Origin of the sequence: Rhizobium changzhiense (assembly GCF_013087625.1) — a bacterium.
GTDB classification, from domain to species: domain Bacteria; phylum Pseudomonadota; class Alphaproteobacteria; order Rhizobiales; family Rhizobiaceae; genus Rhizobium; species Rhizobium sophorae.
Window position 1 is genome coordinate 106115 of record NZ_JABFCQ010000005.1, and the last position, 14685, is coordinate 120799.

The window sequence follows — 14685 nt, forward strand, 5'->3', positions numbered from 1 at the left end:
AAGTAGGTCGCGCGCGTTGATCATCACTCTGTGGAGGACAGACAATGGCAAATGTCGCAAGCATCGACGGCGCGAAGGCCGCTCCGATGACCGGCGAGGAGAAGAAGGTCATCTTCGCCTCGTCGCTCGGCACCGTTTTCGAATGGTACGATTTCTATCTCTATGGTTCGCTCGCCACCTATATCGGCGCGACCTATTTCACCCAATATCCCGAGGCAACGCGTAACATCTTCACGCTGCTCGCCTTTGCCGCCGGCTTCCTGGTCCGCCCTTTCGGCGCGCTGGTGTTCGGCCGTCTCGGCGATCTCGTCGGCCGTAAATACACCTTCCTGGTGACGATCATGATCATGGGTCTGTCGACCTTCCTCGTCGGCATCCTGCCGGGTGCCGCCACCATCGGTATCGCAGCCCCGATCATCCTGATCGCGCTTCGCCTGCTCCAGGGTCTGGCACTGGGCGGTGAATATGGCGGTGCGGCAACCTATGTCGCCGAACATGCGCCGAACGGACGCCGCGGCTACTTCACCTCATGGATCCAGACGACGGCGACGCTCGGCCTGTTCCTGTCGCTGATCGTCATCGTCTTTGTTCAATATCTGATGGGTGCGGCTGAGTTCGCCGCCTGGGGCTGGCGCATTCCGTTCCTGCTCTCGTTCGTCCTGCTCGGCATTTCCGTCTGGATCCGCCTGAAGATGAACGAATCGCCGGCGTTCCAGCGGATGAAGGCGGAAGGCAAGGGCTCCAAGGCGCCGCTGACCGAAGCCTTCGGGACATGGAAAAATGCCAAGATCGCGATCATCGCGCTGCTCGGCGCCACCATGGGCCAGGCGGTCGTCTGGTACGGCGGCCAGTTCTATGCACTGTTCTTCCTGCAGAACGTGCTGAAGGTGGACCTGTTCTCGGCCAATGTCATGGTCGCCATCGCACTTCTCCTCGGCACGCCGTTCTTCGTCATCTTCGGCGGCCTCTCCGACAAGATCGGCCGCAAGCCGATCATCATGGCAGGCCTTCTCATCGCAGCGGTGACCTATAATCCGCTATTCAAGGCGATGACCTGGACGGCGAACCCGGCGCTTGCCGAAGCGCAGGCTTCGATTCGGGCAACGGTGACGGCTGATCCGGCCGATTGCAGGTTCCAGTTCAACCCGACCGGCACGGCAAAGTTCACCAGCTCCTGCGACGTGGCAACGGCGTTCCTGACGAGGAACTCGGTGCCCTACGATGTCGTGCCCGGTCCTGCCGGACAGCCGGCAACGGTGAAGGTCGGCAACGCGACGATCCCAAGCTTCGACGTCGTCGCTGCCGGCGACAAGGCCAAGGGCATGACGGCGGCCTTTGAAAAGGGCGTCAACATCGCGCTCCAAGGTGCCGGCTACCCGCTGAACCGCGGCGCCGTCAAGGTGCCGGATGCCAAGCTCGATGCCTTCATCGCCGCCAATCCTGAACTGGCGCTCAACGCCGATACCGTGCGCGCCGGCGAGAAGGAAACCATGCCGGCGGCGAAGCTGGTCGAAGGCAAGCTGCTGACGGCGGATGAGGCCAATGGCGTCACCGACATGGCGGTCTACAACATCGCCAATGGCGGTACCTTCGCCATGACCGCCGATCCCGCCCGCGTCAACTGGATCGGTACGATCGCCGTGCTGTTCGTCCTCGTCCTCTATGTGACGATGGTCTACGGCCCGATCGCCGCTCTGCTGGTCGAGCTTTTCCCGACCCGTATCCGCTATACCGGCATGTCGCTGCCCTATCACATCGGCAACGGCTGGTTTGGCGGCCTGCTGCCGGCGACAGCCTTCGCGATGAGCGCTGCCGCAGGCGATATCTACTACGGTCTCTGGTACCCGATCGTCTTTGCGACGATCACGCTGGTGATCGGCCTGATCTTCCTGCCGGAAACGAAGAACAGGGATATCCACGCCATGGATTAAGCGGCCGATTGAGGCCAATCCCTGCTTGAGAAAAAGGCCCGGCGCTCACAAGGCGCCGGGCTTTTCCATATTACAGCCGCGCGTCTTTTCGGACGCGCAAGGACGCTGTAACATTTTGAATTGCTGGAATTATGCAGTGCGAAACAGGCGCTTCGAGAGCGGCCAGCCATCCGGCGCCAACGTGAAGAGCAAGCCGCAGCGGGCAAAGACAATCGCCGTCAGCAGCGAGAACCAGCCGCCGAAGGCAAGGCCGGCGATGACGTCGCTCGGATAATGGGCGCCGACCATGACGCGCGTCATGCCCAGCCAGATGGCGCAAGCGATGAAGGCAACACGGTAGCGCGGAAACAGGAGGGCGAAGGCGGCGAAGAAGGCGCCGACCGTGGTGGAGTGGCCGGACGGGAAACTTTCGAAAGCGGAATGGCCCGAAAAGGGCGTGAAGGAAAACATGCCGTAGTCATGGAAATGATCGGGACGCGCCCTGCCGATCGCACGCTTCAGCAGATTGGCGAGAAGTCCTGAGAAAACGACCGTGGCGAAGAGATAGGCGCCGATCCAGCTGACATAGAGCGCTTGCGCCTTGGAACGCGCTGTCTTCAAAAGCTTGTAACCTGCCCTGCCCTGAAAGAACAGCAGGATGCTGGTGTAGATCAGCCAGGCGGAATCGCCGAAACCGGTCAGCAACTCGCCGAGGTGTTTCACCGGTGCGGGAACTTCGCTGGCGCCGATCGGCGCGTCGAAGAGCAGCATCGAAAGGATCACGGCATTGAGCGTGACGAAGAGGCAGGCCTGCCAGCGCAAAGGCGGCAGGCCAGCATCGCTCCGGCGCCAGCGCCTGTCCAGGGAAGCCCAAAATGCCCGCATTTCGTCGTCCGTTCGAATTTGTCCGCTCGTTAAAATCCGGCGCAAAAATACACGAGATTGTGGCTAGGAATAGTCCGTTTAGGATAATTCCACCAAACCGGTCCGGCGAGCGCTCTCAAGAAAAAAGCCCTCCGCATGCCTCATGCGAAGGGCCGGTACTGTTTCACGTGAAATATCAGGCGGAAAGCGTCTTGAACTCGGCGAGGATCGCATCGCCCATCTCGACGGTGCCGACCTGTCTTGCGCCATCGGCCATGATGTCACCGGTGCGGATGCCCTTGTCGAGCACGTTGGCGATCGCCTTTTCCAGATCGTCGGCTTCCTTCACCAGATTGAAGGAGTAACGCAGGCACATGGCGAAGGAGGCGATCATGGCGATCGGATTGGCGATGCCCTTGCCGGCAATGTCAGGGGCCGAGCCGTGCACCGGCTCGTAAAGCGCCTTGCGCTTGCCGGTCTTGCCGTCAGGCGCGCCGAGCGAGGCCGAAGGCAGCATGCCGAGCGAGCCGGTCAGCATGGCGGCAACGTCGGAGAGCATATCGCCGAAGAGATTGTCGGTGACAATGACGTCGAACTGCTTGGGCTGGCGCACCAGCTGCATGCCGCCGGCATCGGCCAGCATGTGTTCGAGCTGGACGTCGGAATATTTTGCCTTGTGCGTCTCGGTCACCACCTGGTTCCAGAGCACGCCCGACTTCATGACGTTGCGCTTTTCCATGGAGCAGACGCGATTCTGCCGCGTGCGGGCCATTTCGAAGGCGACGCCGGCGATGCGCTCGATCTCGTAAGTATCGTAAACCTGCGTGTCGATGCCGCGCTTCTGGCCGTTGCCGAGGTCGATGATTTCCTTCGGCTCGCCGAAATAGACGCCGCCCGTCAGTTCGCGGATGATCAAGATATCGAGGCCTTCGACCAGCTCCGGCTTCAGCGACGAGGCCGCAGCAAGGGCCGGATAGCAGATGGCGGGGCGCAGGTTTGCGAAGAGCTGCAGATCCTTTCGCAGGCGCAGCAGGCCGGCTTCCGGGCGCACTTCGTAAGGCACGCTATCCCATTTCGGACCGCCGACGGCGCCGAACAGAACGGCATCGGCGGCAAGCGCCTTCTGCATGTCGGCTTCCGAGATGGCAGCGCCATGCGCATCATAGGCGCAGCCGCCGACAAGGCCTTCGTCGGTGACGAAACCGGCATTCATTGCCTCGTTCATATAGGCGATGATCTTGCGGACCTCGCCCATGGCCTCGGGACCGATGCCGTCACCCGGCAGCAGGAAAAGATTGCGCGCTGTCATGAAGCCCTCCTGGGAAAAACAAGTTGCGGTTTCTTAGACCCCGGAAATGGGCATTTCAAGCGACAGAAGCAGTGAATCGGTACGCTTCGCTCTTCGCCGCGACGGTTGCTCCTGCGTCCGCAAACGGATTAGAACGGTGACCCTATCTTTATCCTGGATGGTTCCTATGCTTTTCGCGCCTCTCCACCTCGATACGCCCTTGCTCCAGACGGCGCCTGGCTACAGCGTCAGCGGCAAACCGCTCTGGCTGAAGCTCGATGCGCTGCAGCCTTCCGGCAGCTTCAAGCTGCGCGGCGTCGGCCGGCTTTGCCAGCACGAGGTGGAAAATGGGGCGCGCGAAATCTTCTGCGCTTCCGGCGGCAATGCCGGCATTGCGGCGGCCTATACCGGCCGGGCGCTCGGTGTGCCGGTCACCATCGTCGTGCCGGAGACGACGGCGGCCGACGTAAGGCAGACGATTGCCGCAACGGGCGCGAATGTCCTCGTTCATGGTTCGGTTTTCGATGAGGCCAATGCCCATGCGGTCGAACTCGCCCGGAGCCGCAAGGCAACCTATGTGCACCCCTTCGACCATCCGCTTCTGTGGGATGGCCATGCCACGCTGATCGACGAGGTGGTGGCGAAAGGGGCAAAATTCGATTGCGTGGTCACCAGCGTCGGCGGCGGCGGGCTGCTTGCCGGCATCGTCGAGGGGTTGAAGCGCAACGGGCTCTCCGAGGTACCTGTTATCGCCGTCGAAACGGAAGGGGCGGCTTCACTTCATGCCAGCCTCAAGGCGAATGAGCGTATCACCCTTTCCGCCATTACCTCGATTGCCAATTCGCTCGGGGCGCGGCAGGTGGCGCAGCATGTCTTCGACCTGCCGAAGCAGCATCCGATCGAAAGTGTTGTCGTCAGCGACGCCGATGCCGTTGCCGCCTGCCTGAAATTTGCCGATGCGCAGCGCATTCTGGTCGAGCCGGCTTGCGGTGCGGCGCTTGCGGTTGCCGATGTGCATGCCGGGCTGCTTCAACGCTTCGATCATCCGCTTATCGAAGTCTGCGGCGGCATTGGCGTGTCGCTCGAAAAACTCAGGGCCTGGAAAGAAAGTTTCTTTGATCCACACCCAAGAAAAAGCCGGGCGTAAGCCCGGCTTGATCGGTAACCGATTGGAAGGGCTCAGGCTGCCCAGGGGTGCGAAGCGGCGTTCTTCTTTTCGAAGCTGTCGATCGCCTTGCCCTTTTCCAGCGTCAGGCCGATATCGTCGAGGCCGTTCAGCAGGCAGTGACGCTTGAACTCGTCGAGATTGAACTTGATCGAGCCACCATCGGGGCCGGTGATCTCGAGGGTTTCGAGGTCGACGGTCAGGATGGCGTTGGAGCCGCGCGAGGCGTCGTCCATCAGTTTGTCGAGATCTTCCTGGCTGACCTTGATCGGCAGGATGCCGTTCTTGAAGCAGTTGTTGTAGAAAATATCGGCGAAGCTGGTCGAGATGACGCAGCGGATGCCGAAATCCAGAAGCGCCCAGGGCGCGTGCTCGCGCGAGGAGCCGCAGCCGAAATTGTCGCCGGCAACCAGGATCTTGGCATCGCGATAGGCCGGCTTGTTCAGCACGAAATCCGGGTTTTCGGAACCGTCTTCGTTATAACGAGCCTCCGCGAAGAGGCCGGTGCCGAGGCCGGTGCGCTTGATCGTCTTCAGATAATCCTTCGGAATGATCATGTCGGTGTCGATATTGACGACCGGCAAGGGCGCAGCAACGCCCGTGAGCTTCACGAATTTATCCATGACCCATGCTCCATTTCTGCAAATCTACTTCCTGAATTTGCATCTAGTCCAGTTTTTCGCCGAAATGAAGGAGAATCTTTCTAAAGTGGCGGCCGCGCGACGTTTCGCGCGGCCTGCCATTGTGCGTGTTTGGTTATTTGGACGGTGCGTTCAACCCCCAGAGGACGCCGAACGGATCACGAAGCTGGCCATAGCGGTCGCCCCAGAACATCAGTTCGACCGGCATGACGACTTCGGCGCCGGCGGAAACCGCGCGATCCCACCAGAAATCGATATCGTCGATAATAAGCTGGATGGCGAAGCCTTCATGGCCTTTGAAGGGGCCGAATTCGGGATAGGCATCCGACAGCATGAGGGAGCTGCCGTTGATGTAGAGATGCACATGCATCGTCCGGCCGTTCTCGTCGACCGGCACGCGATAGGCTTCTTCGGCGCCGAAAGCCTTCTTGTAGAATTCCGCAGCTTTCACCGCGCCGCTGACCGTCAGATAGGGCAGCAGGCCGTTCTTGACCGGTGGCATCTTGGTCGGGTTGCTCTCTGTCGTCGCATCCATGCTTGTCCTCCATTCGTTTTTGAACGCCGGCTGAATGCCTGGCTGCTTCAAGGACGTGGCATGGAAGCGTGATCCGACAGTGCCGGCCGAAAATTTTCATCGAACCAAAATTTTCAGCGAAAAGGTGATCAGAGATCGATGATCGTGCCGCGACCGTCGTTCCACACCCGCATCTCGCGCTTGCCATTGTTTGCCTTGGCGCGGACCGGAGCGGGCTTCATCTTCATCGAAAGCGCGCGTCCGACCATGAGCACGGTCAGGATGCCGCCGACGGCAAGCGTCACCGAGAAGGTGAAAAGCAGCATGGCCACGAAAACGGTGGCGCCGGCAAGCATGAGGAAGATGGAGCGAATGTTCTGCATTGGTTTGAGACCTTTCTTCGGAAAGGAATGTGGTCCTTCTCTTTCCTCTCTGCAAGGCAAGCATGGCTTTTTGTTGTTCTGTAGGAGGTTCTGGGGTGGGCTGCTTGCTTCGGCTGTCAAAGCTTGGCACTAATTCGCCATGAGCCGAAACCACATGACCCGCTCCGTCCGCCTGCGCCGTTCGGTGCTGAGCGTGCCTGCCATCAATCCCCGCGCCCTCGAAAAAACCCATGCGGTCGATTGCGATGCGGTGATCTTCGATCTCGAGGATTCCGTGGCGCCGGAAAAGAAGGCGGAAGCGCGGGAAAACCTGAGGAATTTCTTTTTGGCTCGGTCGCTCCAAGGCAAGGAGCGGATCATCCGCATCAACAGTCTGTCCACCGATTTCGGCCTGGCGGACATGGAGCTGGTGACGGCGCTTGGTCCCGATGCCGTGCTGCTGCCGAAGGTCGACGAACCGCAGGATGTCATGGCGCTCAGTGACCTTCTCTCCGAGGCCGATGCACCGGAAGATCTGCGCATCTGGGCGATGATCGAGACACCGCGCGGCATCCTCAATGTGGCGGCGATCGCCGAGGCCGGGCGCACGCCGGGCTCGCGGCTCGATTGTCTCGTCGTCGGGCTGAACGACCTGCGCAAGGAAACCGGCGTGCTGCCGCAGCCGGGGCGGAGCTATCTCGTGCCGTGGCTGATGCAGGTCGTCCTTGCGGTCAGCGCCTATGGGCTCGATGCGATCGACAGCGTCTTCAACGATTTCAGGGACGAACAGGGTTTCGATGCCGAATGTCTGCAGGGCCGGGCCATGGGCTTTGCCGGCAAGATGCTGATCCATCCTGCGCAGATCGAGCCCGCCAACCGCCATTTCGGCCCGGATCCGGCAGCGATTGCGGAAGCGGAGGCGATCATATCAGCCTTTGCCGATCCCGCTTCCGATGGGCTGAACGTCATCAATGCAGGCGGGCGGATGGTCGAGCGGCTGCATCTTGTCCAAGCGGAAAGTCTGGTCCATAAAGCCCGCCTGATCGCAGCCCGCCAGGCTGCAGCACGAAAGACGATGTGATGAAACTCTACCGCTTCCTGACCGGTCCCGACGATGCTTCCTTCTGCCATAAGGTCACTGCCGCCCTCAACAAGGGCTGGGCGCTGGAGGGCTCGCCGAGCTATGCCTTCAATGCCGCAACCGGCGCGATGCAGTGCGGCCAGGCCGTCGTCAAGCAGGTCGAAGGCAAGGATTACAATCCCGAGATGAAACTCTCCGAGCAATAGCGCGTTCTGCCGAACGCGCGGGCTAGAGCGGTTCAGCTTTTAACGGAAACGCAGGACCGCTCTAGCCTTTTGTTTTTACGCAATTCCGGACGGAAAACCGCTTCGCACTTTTCCTGGAATTGCTCTAGCGCTCGGCGGCTTCCTCGGCGCTTGCCTCGATCCGCTCCATGTCATCGTCACTCAGCCCGAAATGATGGCCGATCTCGTGGATCAGGACGTGGGTGATGATATCGCCGAGCGTCTCGTCGTTCTCAGCCCAGTAATCGAGGATGGGACGGCGGTAGAGACGGATGCGGTTCGGCATCTCGCCGGTTTCCACCGTGAAACGTTCGGAAATGCCCCTGCCCTCGAAAAGACCGAGCAGATCGAAAGGGGTTTCCAGGGCCATGTCCTCGAAAACGTCGTCATCGGGGAAATCTTCGATCTCGATCGTGAGGTTGGTCGTCAGTTGGCGGAATTCATCCGGCAGATGGCTGTAGGCCTCCATGGCCAGCGACTCGAAGGTGCTGATCGTCGGTGCATGGCGGTCTTGCCAATCATCGCTCTGGTCTACGCGGGCCATGAATATTCCTTCCTTTGCGGGCCCATATAGAACCTTTATCGCCGATTTTCGAGTGCGGAATCAAAGGCAGGAATATTTTCATAGAAAATGGACGTTGACTCTTCATTAGCTCTCTGGAATCTATAAGAACATAACAGGAACAAGACGGATCGGAGAACGCCATGGCGCAGCACGCCCTGGCGCGCGAGCGGCTTTTTGCGCTCCGCGAAACCATCGCCAGACTGGAGGGAAGGCCCGCGCCGGCGCTTGCTGCAGCGGAACGGGAAGCCCTGGCGGAAGGACGTAAGACCCGCCAGGAGCGCACGCTGCCGCCCCTGCCGTTTGGGGTGGAGTTTCTCGATGGGGCGCTGGAAGGCGGCCTGCCGCTCGATGCGATCACCGAATTCCGTTCGGCTCTGTCTCGTGATGCCGGTGCTGCAAGCGGGCTGGCGATGGCTGTTGCAGCGCGACTGCAAAAGCAGGAAGCGGATGCCGGCCGCCTTCTGCCGTTGCTCTGGATTGGCGATGCCGTCGGCACGCTGGAGGCCGGTCGTCCCTATGCCCCCGGGCTTCGGGATTTCGGGCTGAGCCCGGAGCGGTTTCTCCATGCCGCCCCGCGCAAGCTGGACGAGGCGCTCTGGCTGGCGGAAGTGGCGGTGGAAAGCGCTGCCTTCTCGGCCGTCATCTTCGAAGTGCGGGGCAATCCCGCCCATTTCGGCCTGACCGAAAGCCGCAGGCTCAGTCTCAGGGCGCATGCTGCCCGCTGTCCGCTCTTTCTTGTCCGTCAGGCCGGAGCGGAGGAGGCAAGCAGTGCGGCCTTCCGTCTGCAGGTCGAACCAGCCTCGTCCGCTCTGCGGTCGTTGCCGGATGGATCGAAACTTTCCGGCAGCATCGGCAATCCGATTTTCCGTCTGACGCTGGAGAAGAGCCGAAATCCGGCCCCGCTCTCCTTTCTTCTGGAGTGGAATCCCCATGAACGCGAATTTCTCCCTGTCGCCGAACCAAACCTCGTTCGTCCTTCAGGCGAACAATCAGCGCATTCTGGCGCTCAGCTTCCCGCATCTGCCAACGGACCGCATCGCCCGCAGGCGATGGGGGCTCTCCTGGCGTTCGAAAGGGCGTCCTGAGACGCCGCCTATCGTCTGTTCCGGCAAGCTCAACAATGCCATGCGGCTGACGGCACTGGACGAGTTGGCCGAGAGGCTGGGGTTGAAGAAGGAGCTGGGCGTTGCCGAAGCGCGCGCCATGTACCCGATGCTCGAGGTCGCGGAAGAGGATCCGGCGGCCGACCGCCGGTTGCTGGAGGCAATTGCCGACTGGTGCGACCGCTATACGCCGCTGGTGGCGTTTGACGGCAAGGACGGCCTGTTTCTCGACATTAGCGGCTGCGCCCATCTTTTCGGCGGTGAAAAGGCGCTTCTCAAGGATGTGCTGTCGCGGCTTTTTCATATGGGATTCGATGCCTGCGGCGCGATCTCATCGTCGCCCGGCCTTTCCTGGGCCGCGTCCCGCTTCGGGCAAGGCGGCGTGATCGAGGACGAAGAGACGGAACATGTGCTGACGTCCTTGCCGGTTGCAGCCTTGCGGCTGGAAGGACAAACCGTCGATGCCCTGAAGAAGCTCGGTCTGAAATATATCGGCGACGTTATCGATGCACCGCGAGCGCCGCTGACCCGCCGGTTCGGCCCGGAGCTGCTTCTGCGTCTCGACCAGGCGCTGGGACGTGAAGAGGAGCCGGTCTCGCCCCGGCGTCCTGTTGCCAGCCTCTCGGCCGAAAGCCGGCTGATCGAGCCCATCGGGACGGAAGAGCAGATCCTTGCCGTCACCAGCCAGGTCGCCTTATCGCTGCAGCCGTCGCTGGAGGCGCGGGGGGCTGGCGGGCGGGTGTTCGAACTGGTGCTGTTCCGTGTCGACGGCAGGGTCTTTCGTATCTCCGTCGGCGCTTCTCGGCCGCTTCGCGAACCAAAGTTCATCGCCGGACTTTTTTCCGAGCGATTGCAGGCGGTCTATGACGATCTCGATGCCGGCTATGGTTTCGAGATCCTGCGGTTGAATGTGTTGCGGCACGATCCCTTCAACGAGGCGCAGGGTGATTTCGAGGGCGACCGTCAGGGAGAGATCTCGCTTTCGGCCTTCGTCGACCGGGTTTCGGCCCGGCTTGGTGCGGATTGCCTGCAGAGCTTCCAGCTCCGCGAGAGCCATGTGCCCGAACGCGCCGTCATTACGGTTCCTGTGATGGAGAGCCTTCCCAGGCGGAAGGCCGCGCCGGACATCCAGCTTCCTTTCCGCCAAGAGCGCCCGCTGCGGCTCTTTGCAACGCCGGAGCCCGTCGAGACCATACTTGCCGAAGTGCCCGATGGTCCGCCGCAGATCTTCCGCTGGCGGCGCATGCAGCATCAGGTGGCAAGAAGCGAAGGGCCGGAACGGATTGCCATGGAATGGTGGATCGATGGGGATGATGCCGAGGCGCGTGACTATTTCCGCATCGAGGACGAGACCGGACATCGCTTCTGGATCTATCGTCGCGGCTTCTATGGTCAGGAATTCCATCCTCGCTGGTTCATGCACGGTGTTTTCGCATGAAGAGCGAACCCGCATTTTTCGAGATCGGCACGAGAACGAATTTCTCGTTTCTCGAAGGCGCCTCCGGCCCGGAAGAGATGGTCGTACAGGCCGCTCATCTCAGGCTCGGCGGACTCGGGATTGCGGACCGTAATTCGGTTGCAGGCGTGGTGCGGGCGCATGCACAGGCGGAGCAGCTTGAGGAGAGATACAAAAACAAGGATGCGATTTTAGCCGAGGCGAAGAAGAAAGGAAAAACGGAGGTCATTCTCGATCCTATCCGGGTTCAACCGGGCGCCCGTCTCGTCTTTTGCGATGGAACGCCTGATATCCTCGCCTATCCGCGCAACCGGCGAGGCTGGGCAAATCTCTGCCGTCTGCTCAGCGCCGGCAATCTGAAGGAGGAATCGGTCAAGGGAAGCTGCATTCTGACAGAAGCGGAACTCATGGAATGGGGGGACGAGATGATGCTTGCCCTCGTTCCGGATCGCACCCTTGTCGGTCATCAGGCGGGTCAGTCGACGCTGGAAGATTATCTGGAACGGTTTCGCAGACGCTTCCGCAAGGCTTTTTTTATGACGCTGGCGCCAGCCTATGACGGCCGCGACAGGCAGGTCTTTGCGGTGCTTGCCATGCTTGGTGCCCGAAACCGTGTGCCGCTGATTGCCACCAACCAACCGCTTTACCATCATCCTGAACGCCGGCCGCTTTCGGATGTCGTGATCGCGATCCGGGAGCATGTACAGATAGCGCAAGCCGGATTCCTGCTGGCGCCGAATGCCGAGCGTTACCTCAAGGATTCACGTGAAATGGTCCGGATCTTCCGGGACTATTCTGGTGCGATTGAAAATACGCAGGTATTTTTCGACAGCTTGACCTTCTCGCTGAAGGAACTGGAGCACAATTATCCGCCAGAAAACGATCCCGGCGAAACGCCGCAGGAGACCCTCGAAAGGTTGACGAGAGCGGGAGCCGCAAGACGCTATCCCGAGGGTATCCCTCCCAAGGTGGCACAGCAGATCGATTATGAACTCGATCTCATTCGTCAGAAGAAATATGCCTCCTATTTCTTGACGGTTTACAGGATCATTCAGCATGCCCGCTATGAACTCAAGGTCTTGTGCCAGGGGCGCGGATCGGCGGCAAATTCGGTCATCTGCTATTGCCTCGAGATAACGGAAGTCGACCCTCAAAAGAGCACACTGCTCTTCGACCGCTTCATTTCGATGGATCGCGACGAGCCGCCGGATATCGATGTCGATTTCGAACATGACCGGCGTGAAGAGGTCATCCAGTTCATCTACAAAACCTACAAAAAAGAACATGCCGGGCTGACGGCGGGGGTGACCACCTACCGCACCCGTTCGGCCGGCCGCGAGGTCGCCAAGGCCTTCGGTCTGTCGAAGGATGTTCAGTCGGCGATCAGCAGCCTTGTCTGGGGCTGGTCCGAAGACAATCTCTCGGAACGAGATGCCAAGGCAGCTGGCCTCGATATCAAGGATCCTGTGACACGGAACGTGCTGAAATATGCCTCCGAGCTTCTCGGCTTCCCGCGCCACCTCACCCAGCATGTCGGCGGCTTCGTCATCACACGGGATCGGCTCGACGAGGTGGTGCCGATCATGAAGACGGCGATGCCGGATCGCTACATGATCGAGTGGGACAAGGACGACCTAGACAACGTCAAGATCCTCAAGGTGGATGTGCTGGCGCTCGGCATGCTGACCTGCCTGCGGAAGGCCTTCTCGCTGCTTGAATTGCATTACGACGTGAAGAAGACGCTCGCAGACCTCGGCAACAAGGAGCATGGGGACGAAGGCGAGCCGGTTTACGAGATGATGGGCCGGGCCGATACGCTCGGCGTCTTCCAGATCGAAAGCCGGGCGCAGATGAGCATGCTGCCGCGTCTGAAGCCGACGCTATTCTACGATCTCGTCATAGAGGTGGCGATCGTGCGGCCAGGGCCGATCCAGGGCGACATGGTGCATCCCTATCTGAAGCGCCGGGAGCAGCGAGCCAAGAACATCCCGATCGAATATCCGAGCAAGGAGCTGGAAACGGTTCTGGAAAGAACCCTCGGCGTGCCCTTGTTCCAGGAACAGGCTATGCAGATCGCCATTACCGCCGCAGGCTTCAAACCGGCGGAAGCCGACAAGCTTCGCAGAGCGATGGCGACATTCAAAAGAACCGGTACGATCGGCAATTTCGAAAAGCGGTTCATCGAGGGAATGGTCTCAAAGGGTTATGCCCAGGAATTCGCGCAGCAGTGTTTCAACCAGATCAAGGGCTTCGGCGAATACGGCTTCCCGGAAAGCCATGCCGCTTCCTTCGCGCTGCTCGTCTATGCCTCCTCATGGCTCAAGGCCTATTATCCCGACGTCTTCTGCGCGGCGATGCTGAACTCTCAGCCGATGGGCTTTTATGCACCGGCGCAGCTGGTGCGGGATGCACGCGAGCACGGGGTAAGGATCCTGCCGGTCGATATCAATGAATCGAACTGGGATTGCGGGCTGGAAGAGGCTGTCTTCGATCAGAATGCCGTCGATTTCCGGCATGAGAAGATGCGCGCGATCATCAAGACCCGGCATGCGGTGCGGCTCGGCTTCCGGCAGATCAAGGGCCTTTCGACAGACGATATGGAACAGCTGGTCAGTCATCGAGGCGAAGGCTACAGCTCGGTGCGGGATCTCTGGCTACGCTCCGGTCTGCAGAAGTCGGTCATCGAGCGACTGGCGGATGCCGATGCGTTCCAATCCCTTAAACTATCGCGACGCGACGCGCTCTGGGCGGTGCGGGCGCTGGATGTGAGGAGCGCTACTGAGGAGCTGCCGCTTTTCGAGCGGGTCCGTCATGTCGACCTCCAGGCCGAGCCTGCGGCAAAGTTGCCGGAAATGCTGCCCGGAGAGCAGGTCATCGAGGACTATCGTTATCTCTCACTGTCGCTGAAGGCGCATCCCGTCTCCTTCCTGCGTGAGGAATTGCGCAAGGCCGGTGTGACGCGCAATGTCGATCTGTTGAAGGTTGCGAACGGAAAGAGGGTGACGATCGCGGGCCTCGTGCTGGTGCGCCAGCGGCCGGGTTCGGCCAAAGGTGTGATCTTCATGACGTTGGAAGACGAGACCGGGGTTGCCAATGCGATCGTCTGGAACAAGATATTCGACAAATACCGCTCGGTCGTGATGGGCGCCCGGCTGGTGAAAATCCGCGGCAGGCTGCAAAGCCAGAGCGGCGTGATCCATACCGTCGTCGAGCATATCGAGGACATGACGCCGGCGCTCGGGATCCTGCAACGCGAGGCCCGGCGTTTCGGCGTCTGCGAGCGGGCAGACGAGGTGTTGAGGCCGGGTGCCGATCAGCGGCAGAAAAAGCTTGCGAATGTGCAGGAGAGGGCCGAGCTGGAAAAACGGATTGTTGCCACAGGCCGCCATGCTGGCGCGGCAGAAACCGCCCAAGTGATGCCGCGCGGACGCAACTTTCATTAAAAATGCGTCGCACCGATAAGGACCATACGACGCGCCTTTATTTGCTTATGGCGTCATCATCCTGAAACC

At 60.4% G+C, this 14685-nt stretch carries 13 protein-coding genes; 7 read left to right on the forward strand and 6 right to left on the reverse strand.

The window, feature by feature from the left end; genetic code table 11:
* Window positions 1–44 precede the first annotated feature (44 nt).
* The gene (locus G9X68_RS23395) at window positions 45–1931 is read left to right on the forward strand and encodes an MFS transporter (RefSeq protein WP_171604434.1); all 1887 of its coding nucleotides are present in this window, start codon (window positions 45–47) and stop codon (window positions 1929–1931) included.
* Between the two features lie 129 nt (window positions 1932–2060).
* On the opposite strand, the gene lpxE is transcribed toward G9X68_RS23395, so the two are convergent.
* Window positions 2061–2795 carry a lipid A 1-phosphatase LpxE gene (lpxE, locus tag G9X68_RS23400; protein WP_171604435.1) on the reverse strand — a complete coding sequence of 245 codons (735 nt, stop codon included), beginning with the start codon at window positions 2793–2795 and terminating at the stop codon, window positions 2061–2063.
* 175 nt (window positions 2796–2970) lie between these two features.
* A complete protein-coding gene (gene leuB / locus G9X68_RS23405) occupies window positions 2971–4083 on the reverse strand; it encodes a 3-isopropylmalate dehydrogenase (RefSeq protein WP_003543987.1) in 1113 nt (370 codons plus the stop codon).
* 166 nt (window positions 4084–4249) lie between these two features.
* Here leuB and G9X68_RS23410 point away from each other — a divergent pair, with 166 nt between their 5' ends.
* Window positions 4250–5209: a pyridoxal-phosphate dependent enzyme gene (locus G9X68_RS23410; protein WP_171604436.1), complete on the forward strand. Its 960-nt coding sequence runs from the start codon at window positions 4250–4252 to the stop codon at window positions 5207–5209.
* 32 nt (window positions 5210–5241) lie between these two features.
* On the opposite strand, the gene leuD is transcribed toward G9X68_RS23410, so the two are convergent.
* From leuD to G9X68_RS23425, 3 genes are all read right to left on the reverse strand, one after another.
* Window positions 5242–5850: a 3-isopropylmalate dehydratase small subunit gene (leuD, locus tag G9X68_RS23415; protein ID WP_171604437.1), complete on the reverse strand. Its 609-nt coding sequence runs from the start codon at window positions 5848–5850 to the stop codon at window positions 5242–5244.
* A gap of 133 nt (window positions 5851–5983) precedes the next feature.
* Window positions 5984–6403 (reverse strand): VOC family protein, encoded by a 420-nt coding sequence (locus tag G9X68_RS23420; RefSeq protein ID WP_171604438.1) that lies wholly within the window; start codon window positions 6401–6403, stop codon window positions 5984–5986.
* 128 nt (window positions 6404–6531) lie between these two features.
* Complete coding sequence (locus G9X68_RS23425; protein ID WP_077977998.1) at window positions 6532–6765, reverse strand: hypothetical protein; 234 nt, start codon at window positions 6763–6765, stop codon at window positions 6532–6534.
* Between the two features lie 139 nt (window positions 6766–6904).
* On the opposite strand from G9X68_RS23425, the gene G9X68_RS23430 reads away from it, so the two are divergent.
* Both G9X68_RS23430 and G9X68_RS23435 read left to right on the forward strand, forming a co-directional pair.
* Window positions 6905–7825 carry an HpcH/HpaI aldolase/citrate lyase family protein gene (locus G9X68_RS23430; RefSeq protein WP_171604439.1) on the forward strand — a complete coding sequence of 307 codons (921 nt, stop codon included), beginning with the start codon at window positions 6905–6907 and terminating at the stop codon, window positions 7823–7825.
* Window positions 7825–8031 carry a DUF1737 domain-containing protein gene (locus G9X68_RS23435; RefSeq protein ID WP_171604726.1) on the forward strand — a complete coding sequence of 69 codons (207 nt, stop codon included), beginning with the start codon at window positions 7825–7827 and terminating at the stop codon, window positions 8029–8031. The genes G9X68_RS23430 and G9X68_RS23435 overlap by 1 nt, the downstream gene beginning before the upstream one ends.
* Window positions 8032–8155: 124 nt before the next feature.
* On the opposite strand, the gene G9X68_RS23440 is transcribed toward G9X68_RS23435, so the two are convergent.
* Entirely contained in the window at window positions 8156–8593 is a 438-nt protein-coding gene (locus G9X68_RS23440; RefSeq protein ID WP_131628227.1) for a metallopeptidase family protein, read from the reverse strand.
* Window positions 8594–8754: 161 nt separating this feature from the next.
* On the opposite strand from G9X68_RS23440, the gene G9X68_RS32065 reads away from it, so the two are divergent.
* The 3 genes from G9X68_RS32065 to G9X68_RS23450 are packed head-to-tail and all read left to right on the forward strand — an operon-like array spanning window position 8755 to window position 14616.
* Window positions 8755–9699, forward strand: coding sequence for an ImuA family protein (locus tag G9X68_RS32065; protein ID WP_244956239.1), 945 nt, complete (start codon window positions 8755–8757; stop codon window positions 9697–9699).
* A 10-nt stretch (window positions 9700–9709) separates the two neighbouring features.
* A complete protein-coding gene (locus G9X68_RS23445) occupies window positions 9710–11155 on the forward strand; it encodes a Y-family DNA polymerase (RefSeq protein WP_342355382.1) in 1446 nt (481 codons plus the stop codon).
* A complete protein-coding gene (locus tag G9X68_RS23450) occupies window positions 11152–14616 on the forward strand; it encodes an error-prone DNA polymerase (RefSeq protein WP_171604441.1) in 3465 nt (1154 codons plus the stop codon). The genes G9X68_RS23445 and G9X68_RS23450 overlap by 4 nt, the downstream gene beginning before the upstream one ends.
* Window positions 14617–14685 lie beyond the last annotated feature (69 nt).

What these genes read in the sequence shown, in the direction of transcription:
- G9X68_RS23395 (WP_171604434.1), top strand. Translation starts at nt 45, where the DNA reads ATGGCAAATGTCGCAAGCATCGACGGCGCGAAGGCCGCTCCGATGACC.
- lpxE (WP_171604435.1), bottom strand. Translation starts at nt 2,795, where the DNA reads ATGCGGGCATTTTGGGCTTCCCTGGACAGGCGCTGGCGCCGGAGCGAT.
- leuB (WP_003543987.1), bottom strand. Translation starts at nt 4,083, where the DNA reads ATGACAGCGCGCAATCTTTTCCTGCTGCCGGGTGACGGCATCGGTCCC.
- G9X68_RS23410 (WP_171604436.1), top strand. Translation starts at nt 4,250, where the DNA reads ATGCTTTTCGCGCCTCTCCACCTCGATACGCCCTTGCTCCAGACGGCG.
- leuD (WP_171604437.1), bottom strand. Translation starts at nt 5,850, where the DNA reads ATGGATAAATTCGTGAAGCTCACGGGCGTTGCTGCGCCCTTGCCGGTC.
- G9X68_RS23420 (WP_171604438.1), bottom strand. Translation starts at nt 6,403, where the DNA reads ATGGATGCGACGACAGAGAGCAACCCGACCAAGATGCCACCGGTCAAG.
- G9X68_RS23425 (WP_077977998.1), bottom strand. Translation starts at nt 6,765, where the DNA reads ATGCAGAACATTCGCTCCATCTTCCTCATGCTTGCCGGCGCCACCGTT.
- G9X68_RS23430 (WP_171604439.1), top strand. Translation starts at nt 6,905, where the DNA reads ATGAGCCGAAACCACATGACCCGCTCCGTCCGCCTGCGCCGTTCGGTG.
- G9X68_RS23435 (WP_171604726.1), top strand. Translation starts at nt 7,825, where the DNA reads ATGAAACTCTACCGCTTCCTGACCGGTCCCGACGATGCTTCCTTCTGC.
- G9X68_RS23440 (WP_131628227.1), bottom strand. Translation starts at nt 8,593, where the DNA reads ATGGCCCGCGTAGACCAGAGCGATGATTGGCAAGACCGCCATGCACCG.
- G9X68_RS32065 (WP_244956239.1), top strand. Translation starts at nt 8,755, where the DNA reads ATGGCGCAGCACGCCCTGGCGCGCGAGCGGCTTTTTGCGCTCCGCGAA.
- G9X68_RS23450 (WP_171604441.1), top strand. Translation starts at nt 11,152, where the DNA reads ATGAAGAGCGAACCCGCATTTTTCGAGATCGGCACGAGAACGAATTTC.